Source organism: Streptomyces sp. NBC_01520 (genome assembly GCF_045040375.1).
In the GTDB taxonomy this organism is placed as follows: Bacteria; Actinomycetota; Actinomycetes; order Streptomycetales; family Streptomycetaceae; genus Streptomyces.
Genome location: NZ_CP109404.1, coordinates 5,702,476 through 5,717,055, shown reverse-complemented (window position 1 = coordinate 5,717,055; position 14,580 = coordinate 5,702,476). Strand labels below are relative to the sequence as shown.

General features: G+C 70.8%; 10 protein-coding genes. 1 reads left to right on the top strand and 9 read right to left on the bottom strand.

The window, feature by feature from the left end; genetic code table 11:
- The first annotated feature begins 131 nt into the window (after positions 1–131).
- Positions 132–2,000 (top strand): ricin-type beta-trefoil lectin domain protein, encoded by a 1,869-nt coding sequence (locus tag OG524_RS26095; protein WP_405811762.1) that lies wholly within the window; start codon positions 132–134, stop codon positions 1,998–2,000.
- Positions 2,001–2,008: 8 nt separating this feature from the next.
- On the opposite strand, the gene cimA is transcribed toward OG524_RS26095, so the two are convergent.
- The 9 genes from cimA to OG524_RS26050 all read right to left on the bottom strand — a co-directional run bounded on the left by cimA (position 2,009) and on the right by OG524_RS26050 (position 14,387).
- Positions 2,009–3,616, bottom strand: a complete 1,608-nt coding sequence (gene cimA, locus OG524_RS26090) for a citramalate synthase (protein WP_405811761.1) — start codon at positions 3,614–3,616, stop codon at positions 2,009–2,011.
- 374 nt (positions 3,617–3,990) lie between these two features.
- The gene (locus OG524_RS26085) at positions 3,991–5,094 is read right to left on the bottom strand and encodes a branched-chain amino acid aminotransferase (RefSeq protein ID WP_405388432.1); all 1,104 of its coding nucleotides are present in this window, start codon (positions 5,092–5,094) and stop codon (positions 3,991–3,993) included.
- A gap of 266 nt (positions 5,095–5,360) precedes the next feature.
- Positions 5,361–6,404, bottom strand: coding sequence for a 3-isopropylmalate dehydrogenase (locus OG524_RS26080; RefSeq protein ID WP_405388434.1), 1,044 nt, complete (start codon positions 6,402–6,404; stop codon positions 5,361–5,363).
- Between the two features lie 143 nt (positions 6,405–6,547).
- Complete coding sequence (locus OG524_RS26075) at positions 6,548–6,676, bottom strand: hypothetical protein (RefSeq protein ID WP_405388435.1); 129 nt, start codon at positions 6,674–6,676, stop codon at positions 6,548–6,550.
- 409 nt (positions 6,677–7,085) lie between these two features.
- Positions 7,086–9,884 carry a hypothetical protein gene (locus tag OG524_RS26070; protein WP_405811760.1) on the bottom strand — a complete coding sequence of 933 codons (2,799 nt, stop codon included), beginning with the start codon at positions 9,882–9,884 and terminating at the stop codon, positions 7,086–7,088.
- Positions 9,881–10,993, bottom strand: a complete 1,113-nt coding sequence (locus OG524_RS26065) for an AAA family ATPase (protein ID WP_405388438.1) — start codon at positions 10,991–10,993, stop codon at positions 9,881–9,883. The genes OG524_RS26070 and OG524_RS26065 overlap by 4 nt, the downstream gene beginning before the upstream one ends.
- Before the next feature lie 12 nt (positions 10,994–11,005).
- On the bottom strand, positions 11,006–12,529 hold the full coding sequence (locus OG524_RS26060) for a vWA domain-containing protein (protein ID WP_405811759.1): 1,524 nt from the start codon (positions 12,527–12,529) through the stop codon (positions 11,006–11,008).
- Complete coding sequence (locus tag OG524_RS26055; protein WP_405388441.1) at positions 12,526–13,917, bottom strand: hypothetical protein; 1,392 nt, start codon at positions 13,915–13,917, stop codon at positions 12,526–12,528. Before OG524_RS26055 ends, OG524_RS26060 begins: the two co-directional genes overlap by 4 nt.
- Entirely contained in the window at positions 13,917–14,387 is a 471-nt protein-coding gene (locus OG524_RS26050; RefSeq protein ID WP_405393091.1) for a hypothetical protein, read from the bottom strand. The genes OG524_RS26055 and OG524_RS26050 overlap by 1 nt, the downstream gene beginning before the upstream one ends.
- Positions 14,388–14,580: the final 193 nt, after the last annotated feature.

Sequence of the window (14,580 nt, the reverse complement as noted above, 5' to 3'; positions counted from 1 at the left end):
CGGCAGCTCCGGCGAGCGTTGCGTTCATTTTCTGAACGAAATGCCCTCTTGACGCGAGCACGTAATAACAGTTCACTCACGGCTCGTTCGACGGCACCTCCCCCACGCCCCTGCCGAGAAAGGCAGCAGCCATGATCCGAACAAACAGAACGGCGCGCGTCCTCGTCGCGACGGCGCTCGCGACCGCGGGCCTGGCCGGGCTCTCCTCCGGTACCGCGCAGGCGGCCGGCGAGACCGTGAACATCGCGCTGACCACGACGGACGACTCCGGCGGCCGTCATGTGACCCGCGGTCTCCAGGCGCAGACACCCGTCGCCTTCGGTGCGGGCAACGGCGGCTCGGGCACGAACATCACGGTCGACGAGAACACCCGGTACCAGACCTTCACCGGCGGCGGCGCCTCGTTCACGGACACGGCGGCGTGGCTGATGAAGGGCAGCGGCGCGCTGAGCCAGGCGACCCGCGACGAGACGATGAAGAAGCTGTTCTCCCCCACGGACGGCATCGGGCTCTCGTTCGTACGCAATCCGATGGGTGGTTCCGACCTCGCGCGGTTCGGCTACACGTACGACGACATGCCGGCCGGGCAGACGGATCCGGGCCTCGCCAACTTCTCGATCGCACATGATCTGCAGGACGTGCTGCCGCTCACGAAGCAGGCCGAGCAGCTCAACCCGGCTCTCACGACGGTCGCCTCACCGTGGACCGCGCCGGCCTGGATGAAGGACAACGGGCAGCTGAACGGGGGCTGGCTCAAGGCCGAGAACTACGGCGTCTACGCAGACTACTTCGTGAAGTACCTCCAGGCCTACCGGGACCAGGGCGTCACCGTCGACTACGTCACCGCGCAGAACGAGCCGACGTGCTGCTCGGGCTACCCCTCGATGAGCTGGAACGGCTCGGGGCTCGCGTACTTCACCAAGAGCGAGCTGCTGCCGAAACTCCAGGCCGCAGGCCTCCCCGCCAAGGTGCTGGCCCACGACTGGAACTGGGACACCTACGACGCGTACGCCGCCGCGACGGTCGACGACGCCGCGGTGCGCAGCCACCCCAACTTCGGCGGGATCGCCTGGCACGGCTACGGCGGCGACATCGCGAAGCAGACCGCCGTGCACGATCAGTACCCGCAGCTGGACGCCTTCCAGACCGAGCATTCGGGCGGCACCTGGATCGCCGACCAGCAGCGCGAGGACATGCTGAACATCATCGACTACACCCGCAACTGGGCGAAGTCGGTGACCAAGTGGTCCCTGGCCGTTGACCAGAACCGCGGCCCGCACAACGGTGGTTGCGGCACCTGCGACGGCCTGGTCACCGTGCACAACGGGGACAGCAGGCACGGCCAGGTCGACTACACGATCGAGTACTACACGATGGGCCACCTGACGAAGTACGTCCGGCCGGGCGCCGCCCGTATCGCCTCCACCGCGAGCTCCACCGTGCCGAACGTGGCCTGGCGCAACCCGGACGGCTCCAAGGCCCTGATCGCGTACAACGGTTCGACGTCGGCGCAGCAGGTCACGGTCAACTGGGGCGGACAGAAGTTCACCTACTCGCTGCCGGGCCGCACCTCGGCGACGTTCACCTGGTCGGGCACCCAGTCCGGCTCGTCCGGAAGCTCGGGTGCCCTCACCGGACTCGGGGGCAAGTGCCTGGACGCCACCGGCAACACCGGCGTGGACGGCACGCCCGTCCAGCTCTGGGACTGCACGGGCGCGGCCAACCAGCGCTGGACGGTCTCCGGCGACGGTTCCGTCAAGGTCCTGGGCGCCTGCCTGGACGTGACCTCGGGGTCGACGGCCGACGGAGCAAAGGTCCAGCTGTACGCCTGCAACGGGTCGGGAGCGCAGCGCTGGACGTACAACTCCTCGACCGGGGACGTGGTCAACACGGCCGCGGACAAGTGCCTCGACGCGACCGGCCAGTCCTCGGCGAACGGGACCCGCGCCCAGATCTGGACCTGCACCGGAGCCGCCAACCAGAAGTGGCGGCTCCGGTAGGGGGTCCGTCAGTCGGTGGGCTCGATGCCGGCCCGCAGCAGGCCGTAGGTGTACGCGTCCTCCAGGGCCTGCCAGGACGCGGCGATGACGTTCTCGGCCACGCCGACCGTCGCCCAGTCACCGGATCCGTCGCCCGTGGTGATCAGTACCCGGGTGGTGGATTCGGTGCCGGTGCGGCCTTCGAGGATGCGGACCTTGTAGTCGACCAGCTCCAGCTTGGCCAGCTGCGGGTAGATCCGCTCCAGGCCGACGCGCAGCGCCCGGTCGAGGGCGTTGACGGGGCCGTTGCCCTCGGCCGTGGCGACGATCCGCTCGCCCTTCGCCCAGAGCTTCACGGTCGCCTCGTTGGCATGGGTGCCGTCGGGGCGGTCCTCGACGATGGCCCGCCAGGACTCGATGCGGAAGTAGCGGCGGGGCCTGCCTTCGACCTCCGCACGCAGCAGCAGCTCGAAGGAGGCGTCGGCCGCCTCGTAGGTGTAGCCCTTGAGTTCGCGCTCCTTGACCCGCGCGACGACCCGGCCGACGAGCTCCCGGTCGTCGCCCAGGTCGATCCCGAGCTCCTTGCCCTTGAGCTCGATGGAGGCACGGCCCGCCATGTCGGAGACGAGCATCCGCATGGTGTTGCCGACGAGCTCCGGGTCGATGTGCTGGTACAGGTCCGGGTCGACCTTGATCGCGGAGGCGTGCAGTCCGGCCTTGTGGGCGAAGGCGGAGACACCGACGTACGGCTGGTGGGTGGAGGGCGTGAGGTTGACGACCTCGGCGATGGCGTGCGAGATGCGGGTCATGTCGGCGAGCGCGCCCTCGGGCAGGACGGTCTTGCCGTACTTGAGCTCCAGTGCGGCGACGACGGGGAAGAGGTTGGCGTTGCCGACCCGCTCGCCGTAGCCGTTGGCGGTGCACTGCACATGGGTGGCGCCCGCGTCGACGGCGGCCAGGGTGTTGGCGACGGCGCAGCCGGTGTCGTCCTGGGCGTGGATGCCGAGCCGGGCACCGGTGTCGGCGAGGACGGTGGAGACGACGGCCTGGACCTGGGCGGGAAGCATGCCGCCGTTGGTGTCGCAGAGGATGACCACGTCGGCACCGGCCTCGGAGGCGGCGCGTACGACGGCCTTGGCGTACTCCGCGTTGGCGCGGTAGCCGTCGAAGAAGTGCTCGCAGTCGACGAAGACCCGGCGGCCCTGCTCGCGGAGGTGGGAGACGGTGTCGCGCACCATCTCCAGGTTCTCCTCCAGGGTGGTGCGCAGGGCCAGTTCCACATGGCGGTCGTGGGACTTGGCCACCAGGGTGATCACCGGGGCGCCCGACGCGAGGAGCGCCTGCACCTGCGGATCCTCGGCTGCCTTGCCGCCCGCTCTGCGCGTGGCGCCGAACGCGACGAGCTGGGCGTGCCGGAATTCGATCTCCTGCTGCGCGCGGGCGAAGAACTCGGTGTCGCGGGGGTTGGCACCCGGCCAGCCGCCCTCGATGAAGCCCACACCGAAGTCGTCCAGATGCCGGGCGATGGTCAGCTTGTCCGCGACCGTCAGGTTGATGCCTTCACGCTGCGCACCGTCGCGCAGAGTGGTGTCGAAGACATGGAAACTGTCGTCGGGGGCCGTGGCCTTGGTGGTCATGCTGTCTGACTCCTGTCGGTGAGCGGATCCGGACGAATCGGCTCCACTTGCCCCCATCATCTCGCGTGCCTCGCCCCGGCCGTGGTGGGGGCCGGAAAACGAAAAAACCCCTCGCGGGTGCGAGAGGTCTGCGCGCGGGTCTGGGGCACGATGGCCGTGCCGTACGTGGTGGTACGGACGGTCACTGCGGACCGGCGCGCCTGCTGCCGATAATCATGGCGAACGAGGACACAGCAGCAGTCTCCCACAGCCCCACCCCCACCCCCGCCCCGTCTCACCATGCGGTCGGGGGGTCGTTGTGAGGCGGGGGACCGGAATGCGGGCGTTATGCCCGATATCCCGGTCCCCCGCCTCACAGCGACCGCGACACGGGGCTAGCCGAGGGGGTGCATCCAGTTGTGGGGGTCCTGGGCTGTGCCTCGCTGGATGTCCAGGAGGCGCTCGCGCAGCTTGAGGGTGACCTCGCCGGGGGTGCCGTCGCCCTGGGTCCACTCGCCGTCCGCGGACTTCACCGTGCCGACGGGCGTGATGACCGCGGCGGTGCCGCAGGCGAAGACCTCGGTGAGGGTGCCGTTCGCGGTGTCGTCCCGCCACTGGCCGATGGAGACGCGGGACTCCTCGGCGGTGTAGCCGAGGTCGCGCGCGACGGTGAGCAGGGAGTCACGGGTGACGCCGGCGAGCAGCGAGCCAGTGAGGGAGGGGGTGACGATGCGCTTGCCGCCGTCCTCCTGCTCGTACACGAAGTAGAGGTTCATGCCGCCCAGTTCCTCGACCCACGTGTGCTCGACCGCGTCGAGGTAGGCGACCTGGTCGCAGCCCTTCTCGGCGGCCTCGGCCTGGGCGAGGAGGGAGGCCGCGTAGTTGCCGCCGGTCTTGGCGTCGCCCATGCCGCCGGGGACGGCGCGGACCCGGTCCTGGGAGAGCCAGATCGAGACCGGCTTCACACCGCCGGGGAAGTAGGCGCCGGCCGGGGAGGCGATGACGAGGAAGAGGTAGGAGTTGGCGGGCTTCACGCCCAGCCCGACCTCCGAGGCGATCATGAACGGGCGCAGGTAGAGGGACTCCTCGCCGCCGTGCGCCGGAACCCACGCCTTGTCCTGCTGGACGAGGACGTCACACGCCTCGATGAACGTCTCGACCGGGAGCTCGGGCATGGCGAGCCGGGCTGCGGACCGCTGGAAGCGCGCGGCGTTCACCTCGGGGCGGAACGTGGCGACCGACCCGTCGCTCTGCCGGTAGGCCTTGAGGCCCTCGAAGATCTCCTGCGCGTAGTGCAGGGTCATGTTGGCGGGGTCGATCGACAGCGGTCCGTACGGGACGAGCTGGGCGTCGTGCCAGCCGCGGCCCTCGGTCCAGCTGATCGTCACCATGTGGTCGGTGAAGTGGCGGCCGAATCCGGGGTTGACCAGGATCGCCTCGCGCTCCGCTTCGGACAGCGGGTTCGAGGAGGGCTTGAGCTCGATCGTGGGCGTCGTCATGAGTGCGTGTCCTTCACCGGTCTTGTGTGTGATGGACCGCGCTCACGCCCGCTCCCGTCCGACATGTCAGACAGGTTGTAGGACGTCCGAGCTCTCCCGCAAGCCGCGGCCCCACGTTCGATTATCTCTCGTGGGCGGCCGTGCACGAAATGACGTATTTGCGGTGACGTGAATGCGGTCCGGGGTCGATGGTGGCACCCGGAGACCGCAAGGTGAAGCCGCCGGGTGCGGATGCGACCCGGCGGCTTCGAGGTAAAGGCGTCGGGTCAGCTCGCTACGCGTACTGCGAGCGCGTCACCGATCTCGTCGGTGGTGCGTGCGGCCTTGCCTTCGCGCTCCGCGAGGTCGGCGGAGACGGCGTCCTCGATGCGCACGGCCTCGGCCTCGTAGCCGAGGTGGCGCAGCAGGAGGGCGACGGAGAGGATCGTGGCGGTCGGGTCGGCCTTGCCCTGGCCCGCGATGTCGGGGGCAGTGCCGTGGACCGGCTCGAACATGGACGGGAAGGCGCCCGTCGGGTTGATGTTGCCGGACGCGGCCAGGCCGATGCCGCCGGTCACGGCCGCGGCGAGGTCGGTGAGGATGTCACCGAAGAGGTTGTCGGTGACGATGACGTCGAAGCGCTCCGGCTGGGTGACGAAGAAGATCGTCGCGGCGTCGACGTGCAGGTAGTCGGTGCTGACCTCGGGGTACTCGGCCGCGACCTTGTCGAAGATGTTCTTCCACAGGTGACCCGCGTACACGAGGACGTTGTTCTTGTGGACCAGCGTCAGCTTCTTGCGCGGGCGGGCGGCGGCACGTACGAAGGCGTCACGGACGACGCGCTCGACACCGTAGGCCGTGTTGACGCTGACCTCGGTGGCGACCTCGTGCTCCGTACCGGTGCGCAGCGAGCCGCCGTTGCCCGTGTACGGGCCCTCGGTGCCCTCGCGGACGACGACGAAGTCGATCTCCGGGCGGCCGGCCAGCGGCGTCGCGGTGTTCGGGAAGAGCTTCGACGGGCGCAGGTTGACGTAGTGGTCGAAGGCGAAGCGCAGCTTGAGCAGCAGCCCGCGCTCCAGTACGCCCGACGGCACCGAGGGGTCGCCGATGGCGCCGAGCAGGATGGCGTCGTGGCCCTTGAGGGCCTCCAGCTCCGCGTCCGGGAGGGTTTCACCGGTGCGGTGCCAGCGCTGGGCGCCGAGGTCGTACTCCTTGGTCTCCAGCTTCACATCCTGCGGGAGAACAGCGTTGAGGACCTTGAGGCCCTGGGTGACGACCTCCTGGCCGATACCGTCGCCGGGGATCACTGCGAGATCGATGCTGCGAGACATAGACGCACCCTAGCCCTCCGTCCCACCCCATGACATCTGCTGTCCACGATCCGGACGGCCGGAACGCCCCGCACGAGTGCGGCGCGAGGGCCGCGCGAGGGCTGGACCAGCGCTCTTCGGTGCCGCGAGGTGGGATCCGGGCGTCAATGGCCGGTCGACCCGCCGTTGTCCCGGCGGTCGAGGGCGCGCTGCAGGGCGGCTGCGGCGTTCTTACGCTCCGACTCGGTCGGGCGGGGGGTGTGACGGACACGGCGAACAGTGGTCTGGGCCATGATCGACTCCTTGGGATCGCGTGGATATCGAGATCGGGACTTCGCACGGCGTGAGGCCGCGCAACGTGAGGTCGGGATCGGGATTTCGAAGCGCCGGAAGGGGCGGGGAGCGGGTGCCGCAGGGATTGCCTGCTTCGGGGCACGCACTCGCGACCGCCAGTCGCTGGATCATGCGAGTCGTTCGGCTTCTACAAAGTTAGGACAGCTCGGGTCATCTGTCTCTACAGATACTCGGACTTCCTACTATCTGAGACGGCGACGCGAGCGAGGCGTGCTACGGGGGATGTGTTGCGAGCACGTCCGCGCCCCGGGGGAAGGGTTCCTCCGGGGCGCGGACGGGGTGCGGACGGGGTGCGGACGGGGCCCGGACGGGGTGCGGACGTGACTCGCGGGCCCGTGGTGCGTGGTGTCAGGGGGCCGCGGCCAGGAGTGCCTCCAGTGCTGCCGCCGTGTCCGGGTGGCGGCCGGCCAGGGCGGCGCCCGCCGGGGCGGGGGCCGTGGTCTCCCACGTCCCTTCGCAGCCCAGCAGGTCGGCGACCGCGTCGCACGTCGCGGGGTGGGCGGTGAGCAGCGCGCAGCCGCCGTCCGCGGCCGGTGCCGTGGATCCCGCGTCGGGCTCCGGTTGTGCCTGCCACGGTGGCACCCACTCGTCCAGCGCGGCGAGCCGCCCGGGGAAGATCCGCCCGGCCTCGCGGATCAGCAGCGGCGCCAGTTCGGAGCCGTCCGCCCGCAGCGTGGTGATCAGGGTCGGCAGCCACGGCAGGAGCACCGGGTCCGGAAGCCGTGCGAAGGCGTTCGACACGGCTTCCACGACGAAGTCGGCCAGACCCGGCACCGGCTCCAGGGCGTGCACGAATCCGCTGAGGTAGCGCGGGTAGGCGGGCACCACCAGGGGGTTGCCGAGCAGTTCGTCGCACCGCGCCCGCAGTTCCGCCCGGGTCAGGTGTCCCAGGTGGACCTGGGCCGCCCACAGCAGTGCCGTCTTCGGCGGGTCCTGCGGGTGCGACTGGACGAGGGCCAGCTCCAGCTGGGTCCGGTCGCAGCCGAGCGACAGCGCCAGCCCTTCCATGCCGAACAGGAAGCCGAGCATCGCCCCGACCTGCCGGACGGTGGCGTCGTCGTCGGTGAACGCCGTCGGCAGCAGGGTGCAGTAGTGCGCGTATCCGGCCTTGGTGAAGGACTCGATCCACGGGGGCAGGACGGGTTCACCGGTGCGGTAGTAGGCCAGCAGTCGCCGGACCCGGCGCAGCACCTCGGGTGCGCCGTCGACCGTGCGCTCGGCCGACAGCACCTCCAGGGCGCGGTTGCCCAGCTCGTCGGCGAGCCGGCGGCTGCGCAGGTACAGCGTCGCGTCCTCGACGGTTTCCAGGACGGTCGCCGCGGTCGCCCGTGGTCCGTACGCGGTGCGGCGCAGGCGCTGCTCCAGGACCTGCTCGATGCTGACGCCCTCGTAGCCGAGCTCGATGAGCGCACGCTGGTGGGTGCCCAGCGCGAGGTCCCACGACTCCTGGATGGGCCGCTCCCCCAGCTTCCGTTCGCCCATGACCGTGCGGGCCGCGCCGCCCGGCATCAGATGGCGCAGCATCCACAGCACGTCGGAGCAGCGCTCCAGCTCCGGCCGGGAGGAGATGTCCAGCAGGGCCCGCTGCACACCGCGCTGCTGGAGCTTGAGGTTCAGCGGGGCGAGCCGGTCGTGCACGTCGCGGGCCAGGGGCGGCAGCGCGTCGTAGCCGACCTGGCCAACCCGGTCGCCGCCCATCATGATCTCCACGAGGCGGCGCACGTCGCGCCGGCCGGGCACGCTGTCCTTCTCTATGCAGGTGACGGCCGCGTCCTGGAAGTCGTACGGCGTGGGCTTGGCCCGGTCACGCATCCCGGCCAGCAGGATCGACGTCTCGAACACCGCGATGGCGTCGGCGGTGGAGGCGAGGTAGCCGTTGCGGCGGGCGGCGCGCACGATCTCCACGGACCAGCCGAGCAGTTCGGCCTCGTCCAGCCGGTCCAGGACCGGTGGCTGCCGCAGGAAGCCGGTCAGCCTGTCCGAGGGCGGGAGGTCCGGTGCGGGGGCCGCGGCGGCCGAGGTCTTCGTGGGCCTCGGCTTCTTCGCCCCGGTCTGCCCCGCGAGGGCGAACGGCTTCACGCGGGTGCGCCGGAGGTTCTTCGCCCAGAGGGTCGCCGCGATCGACACCGAGCCGGAGGCGAGGCCGAACTGCGCCTCGATCGCCGCGTGGCTGGACGGGATCAGGCCGTGCAGCCACTTGGTGGCGCTGCGCGGGGTGATCTCGAAGGTGTCGCTGCCCGCTACGCCGAACTCCTCGACACGGCTGGCCGCGTGGAAGGCGCCGCAGACGTAGAGGCAGTCCTCGGGCGCGGTGCCGGTCGCGGCAAGGTGTTCGCGCATCCTGGTCCACATGTAGCGCTCGCGGTCCTCGTCGACGCGCACCCGGTGCGGGTCGCCGGGGGCGAGGCGCCGGAAGAGGCTGCCGATCAGGAGCATGACCTGGCGGTAGGTGTCGTGGTCGCTGTCGCCGAGCGGCAGCTCCACGTACTGGTGCCACCATTCCGACCAGTGCCGCACCTTGCCGTGGCGCAGCAGGTGCTCCTCCAGTTCGGCGAAGCGCGGGCGCAGATCGCCGATCTCCACGCCGACCGCGTCACCGTGCAGCGCGGCCTCCTCCTCTGCGGGCGGTGCGTCCGGGTCGGCCGGCCCCGCGTCGTGCTCGCCGCGCCGGTCCCACTGGAAGACGTGGTCCGAGGAACGGTCGACGAGGACCAGCTCGACGCCCGGGGTGTCGAGGGCGTACGCGATCGCCTGGTATTCGGCGGAGGCCTCGGTGATCGGTGCGACCACCGACAGCGGTGCCCACTCGGCCGGGAAGCCGTCGACCTCGGACGCGAACGACTGGACCGCCACCGGGAGCCTGCAGTTGCGCAGTTCGGTGAGCAGCGGTGCCATGTCCTCGCACAGCTCCAGGTAGACGACCTTGGGCTGCTTCTCCCGCAGCCGGCGCGCCATCGCGAGGGCGGAGGCGGGCGAGTGGTGGCAGACGGGGAAGATCTCCAGCGGCTCGCGCACCGCGCGGTCGACGTCGTCGACGAGGCCGAGGAGGATGCCCTCCAGGGCGTCGGGCCCGCCGGCGAAGGTCGCGGCGGCCTCCTGCAGTTGTCCGCGCAGCTGTGTGAAGGTCCCGTCGGGTGCGCCGCTCATGACAGGGTGGCGATCGCGTCCCGGCCGCCCTCCAGGAACTCGGGCCAGGAGCCGCCCTCCTCCTTGCTGCGCGGCTCGACGACACCGTGCAGGTACTTGTTGAGGATGGCCAGGTCCTCGGGCTCGCGCCGGGCCAGCGACCCGACGAGCGAGGAAGCCAGCGTGTGTGCGGTCAGGGCGCTCTCCCCGAAGAAGTTGCTGTGCAGGATCGCGTCCTCCAGTACGCCGATCTGCTCGGCGGTGGAGAGGGCCGATTCCAGCTTCTCGTCGTCGCTCCCGGCCGCGGCCGCTGTGGCGCGCAGGTCCGCGAAGCTCTGCAGCAGCACGTCGAGGAGCGTCGGCGGCACGTCCAGCTCGATCTGGTGGCGGCGCAGCAGTTCCTCGGTACGGAAGCGGACGATCTCCGTCTCGCTCTTCTTGTTCGTCACCACCGGGATGCGGACGAAGTTGAAGCGGCGCTTGAGTGCCGACGACAGGTCGTTGACACCCCGGTCGCGGCTGTTGGCGGTGGCGATGACCGAGAAACCGGGCTTGGCGAAGACGATGCCGTCGCTGTCCAGTTCGGGTACCGAGATGTACTTCTCGGACAGGATCGAGATCAGCGCGTCCTGCACGTCACTGGTGGAGCGGGTGAGCTCCTCGAACCGGCCGATCGCGCCCGCCTCCATCGCGGTCATGATCGGCGAGGGGATCATCGACTCCCGGGACTGCCCCTTGGCGATCACCATGGACACGTTCCACGAGTACTTGATGTGGTCCTCGGTGGTGCCGGCGGTGCCCTGCACCACGAGCGTGGAGTTGCGGCTGATCGCGGCGGAGAGCAGCTCGGCCAGCCAGCTCTTGCCGGTGCCGGGGTCGCCGATGAGGAGCAGGCCGCGGTCGGAGGCCAGCGTGACGATGGACCGCTCGACGAAGCTGCGGTCGCCGTACCACTTCTGCGCGATCTCCCGGTCCAGGCCGTCCGAACGCTCGGAGCCCAGGATGAACAGGCGGACCATCTTCGGGGAGAGGCGCCACGAGAAGGGCTTGGGGTTGTCGTCGATCGACTCCAGCCAGTCCAGCTCCTCGGCGTACTTGATCTCGGCGGGGGCGCGCAACAGGTCGGACATGTGAGGGCCTTTCTAGGCGAGGAACGTCTTGAGTTCGTGGACGAGCTTGCGGATGTGGCCGGAGAGCACCGGCGTGCCGAGATCCTTGAAACGCTCCCGGAACCACGGGTTGACGACGCCGCGGCCGGAGCTGGTCACCGAGCCGACCGGGATGAATTTGGCGCCCGAGCGGTGAATGGCCGCCATGCTCTCGAACAGCGGCTCGGTCTGCCATTCGTAGAAGTCGGAGATCCATACGACGACGGTGTTGCGGGGCTCGGCGATCTTCGGCTGGGCCAGGGCCATGGCGACCGTGCCGTCGGTGCCGCCGCCGAGGTTGGTGCGCAGCAGGGTCTCGAAGGGGTCGTGCACCCATGGGGTGAGGTCGAGCGCCTGGGTGTCGTACGCGATCAGGTGGACGTCCACCTTGGGGAGTCCGGCGAAGATCGAGGCCAGGATGGTGCAGTTCACCATCGAGTCGACCATCGAGCCCGACTGGTCCACCACGACGATCAGTCGCTGGGGTGTCGTCCTGCGGGCGGTGTGCCGGTAGTAGAGGCGGTCGACGTAGAGCCGCTCCTCCTCCGGGCTCCAGTTGGTGAGGTTCTTCCAGATGGTGCGGTCGATGTCGAGGTTGCGGAACACCCGCTTGGGCGGGACGGAGCGGTCCAGGGCGCCCACCGTGGACTTCTCCACCTGGGTGCGCAGCACTTCGGCGACGTCGTCGACGAAGCGGCGGATCAGCGCCTTGGCGTTGGCCAGGGCCACACCCGAGAGGTTGTTCTTGTCGCGCAACAGTTGTTCGATCAGCGACATGCTCGGGGTGAGCTGTGCGGCAAGCTTCGGGTCGGCGAGCACTTCCCGCAGGTGCATGCGTTTGACCAGGTCGGCCTCCAATGCGCCCAGTGCGGGGCCGATCGCCGGGATCAGCCGGCTGAGGTCGGGGTTCGAGCCGCGGCCTCCGGTGCCGGCCGGGCTGACGCCCGGTCCGCTCCGGCCGCCGCGCAGTTGGCCGGGGGTGCAGCCGAGCGCGCGCTCCAGCCAGCCGGCGTCGGACTGCCAGCGCGCCAGCTGTCCGGCGGTGACGGTGCCGGAGCCGGACGCGAAGACGTTGAGCAGCACCTTCGACGCCAGGGCCGCGCGCCGTACTTCGGCGGCCCGGTCGCGGGAGGCGCCGGCGGGACCGGCAGCGTTCCCGGGGTCGGGTGCCATCAGGCCGTCGAACTCGTCGGCCAGCTCCGGGTGGCGCTGCACGACGGAGTCGACGGAGGCCTGTGGGTCGAGCAGCGCGGACGGCAGGCCGATGTCCTCGACGACGGCCAGGCTCGCGGATTCCAGGGTGGCCTGCTCCTCCGGGTCGAAGAGGCGGGCGAGGAGGCGCCAGTAGAGGACCTGCCGGCGGTTGTCGTGGGAGTCGGGCCCGGCGGGCTCCGGCGGGGCCGTGTGTCCGGGCAGGGGCACGTGTCCGGCCTGCGTCGCGGCCTGCGGGTCGGCCTGCGTCGCGGCCTGAAGGTCGGTCTGAGGGCCGGTCTGGGGGTCGGTCTGGGGGTCCGTCATTTCCGCAGCAGCCTTCCGGCCCGCTCCCGCAGCACGGCCACGGCGTCGGTGGCGGCCTTCTCGGCCCTGACGCCCGCCTTGTCCGCCGTACCTCCGGCCCATCCCCCGGCGTGGAGGGCGACGGCCTTCTTCCGTACGGTCCGCTCCACGGCCAGAGGCTGGACGCGATACGTCCCGGCGTCCCAGCGGAGCAGTCCGATGCACGCGCCGGAGGCCGCGACGGCCTCGGGGGTGAGCGGTCCCGCGGCGGGGATCCGGTCCGTGTCGACGGGGAGCGGATGACCGGCGACGGTGAACGTCAGTACGCCGTCGTCGTCCGTCCCGGCGTCGTAGCCCTCCAGGAACACGGGGACGGCGATGCCCGCCGGATGCCGGTCGAGGGGCACGGTCACGGCGTCGGTGGCGGTGGGCAGGGCGACGCGGGCGGTGACGAACGCGTCGGCGGGCTCGCCCCGGCGGGCGTGCGCGTCGCTCCACAGCAGGTCCCCGTCGGCGGTGACCGGCATGTCGGTGAGGTCCATCGAGCATCCGTCGCCGGCCGCGGCCAGGAGCGACAGGTGCGGGCGGAGCAGCTGCCAGAGGCCGGCTCCCACGACCGTGTCGGGTTTCGGCACGGACACGCCCGCCCGCACCAGGCGGGGCGCGGTCCCGTCCGCGGGCTCGAACACCGCGTGGACCTGGGCCTGTACGGCGGTCGCGTGCTCCCGCAGGTCGACGCCGAGGGGCAGCAGCCGGCCGGTGGCCGTACCGGAGAGGGGTATGCCGGCGGCGCCGGGCAGGGTGAGCAGCATCCCGCGCGACCAGAGGTCCGCCCAGCGGCGTACCGGTACGCGTTCCAGCGATGCGCCCGGGCAGGACGCGGCCAGCTCCACGGCGAATCCGTCGAGGAGTGTCGCCAGGCGGCGCAGGGCCGGGTCGGGGAGCATCGCGGAGATGATCGGTGCCGAGCCGGAGACCACGTCGTGGTCGATGCCCTGCCATCCGGCGCGTGCCAGGTCGGAGAGCCAGGAGCGGGCGGCGACGAGCAGATTGGCTTCCGGCTGCCCGACGGGCGGCGGGACGGCGTCCTCGCCGCGTGGCCGGCCGGTCGCCTCCCCGACGCGGTTCGTCAGGGCGTCGTGGACGGAGCCGAGCAGTGCGGTCCGGGCGGCGGCGAGCGCGACGAAGTGGTCCTCGCCCGCCGCTCCGGCCACGACCTTCTCGGCCGCCTCGGCGACCCTGGCTGCCAGCGGGGTCCCCGCGACGGCTCGGGCGAGCCCGGTCGGTCCGGCGGACCGGTCGGGCCGAGGGCGCAGCAGGCCCTCGACGAGTGTCAGGTCGAAGGCGTCGACGGCGGCCAGGGCCTCGTCGAGCCCGGTGACGGGTTCGGCCAGCAGGTCGGCGCGCATCACGCCACCGCCCTGCTCGGCGGGAACCACTGCATCTCGGGCAACGGCGCCGTGGTCGGGGCCAGTTCCAGGTAGGCGAGGTGGCGCAGGAACCTGCTGAAGACGGGCGCGGCGGCCGCGGTGTCGCCCTGCGGCGGCCGGGCGGCGGTCATGCCGCCGGTGATGGTCTGCGCGCTCGGCTCCCCGTCCGTGGTCCCGGCCTTCAGGTAGCGGGCGACGCGCTCGGCGCCGTACTGGAGTACCGCCTCGGTGATCAGGGCCCGTATGTGGTTGCAGAACGAGCCCCTGGCGCCGCCGCAGGGCCGGTTGTTGTTGGTGCTGCAAGCGAAGGCGTAGGTCCCGGCCACGACCGACGAGACGTAGACCCGCTCGATGTCGGAGCCGCTGGACACCACACCTTGCAACCGCCCGTCGGCCAGCTCGACGAACGGGACCTTGGCCAGCTTGCGCGGTCGCGCGGGCGCCACCACCCGTACCGTGCTCGACCTCTCCCAATCTGAATCCGACAACGCGCCATCTCCAATGCACACCGAGGGGGGCGTCCTCACCACGTCGGCGGGACACCACTGAACCTAATGGCGACCACTGACAACGACGGTTGGCGGAGAGGGGGGCGGGGCAGGTGCCGGGGAGGAGCGCACCGGCGCGGTGACCCGCCGACAC

Coding starts and splice junctions, on each gene's coding strand:
- OG524_RS26095 (WP_405811762.1), top strand. CDS start 132: ATGATCCGAACAAACAGAACGGCGCGCGTCCTCGTCGCGACGGCGCTC.
- cimA (WP_405811761.1), bottom strand. CDS start 3,616: ATGACCACCAAGGCCACGGCCCCCGACGACAGTTTCCATGTCTTCGAC.
- OG524_RS26085 (WP_405388432.1), bottom strand. CDS start 5,094: ATGACGACGCCCACGATCGAGCTCAAGCCCTCCTCGAACCCGCTGTCC.
- OG524_RS26080 (WP_405388434.1), bottom strand. CDS start 6,404: ATGTCTCGCAGCATCGATCTCGCAGTGATCCCCGGCGACGGTATCGGC.
- OG524_RS26075 (WP_405388435.1), bottom strand. CDS start 6,676: ATGGCCCAGACCACTGTTCGCCGTGTCCGTCACACCCCCCGCCCGACC.
- OG524_RS26070 (WP_405811760.1), bottom strand. CDS start 9,884: ATGAGCGGCGCACCCGACGGGACCTTCACACAGCTGCGCGGACAACTG.
- OG524_RS26065 (WP_405388438.1), bottom strand. CDS start 10,993: ATGTCCGACCTGTTGCGCGCCCCCGCCGAGATCAAGTACGCCGAGGAG.
- OG524_RS26060 (WP_405811759.1), bottom strand. CDS start 12,529: ATGACGGACCCCCAGACCGACCCCCAGACCGGCCCTCAGACCGACCTT.
- OG524_RS26055 (WP_405388441.1), bottom strand. CDS start 13,917: ATGCGCGCCGACCTGCTGGCCGAACCCGTCACCGGGCTCGACGAGGCC.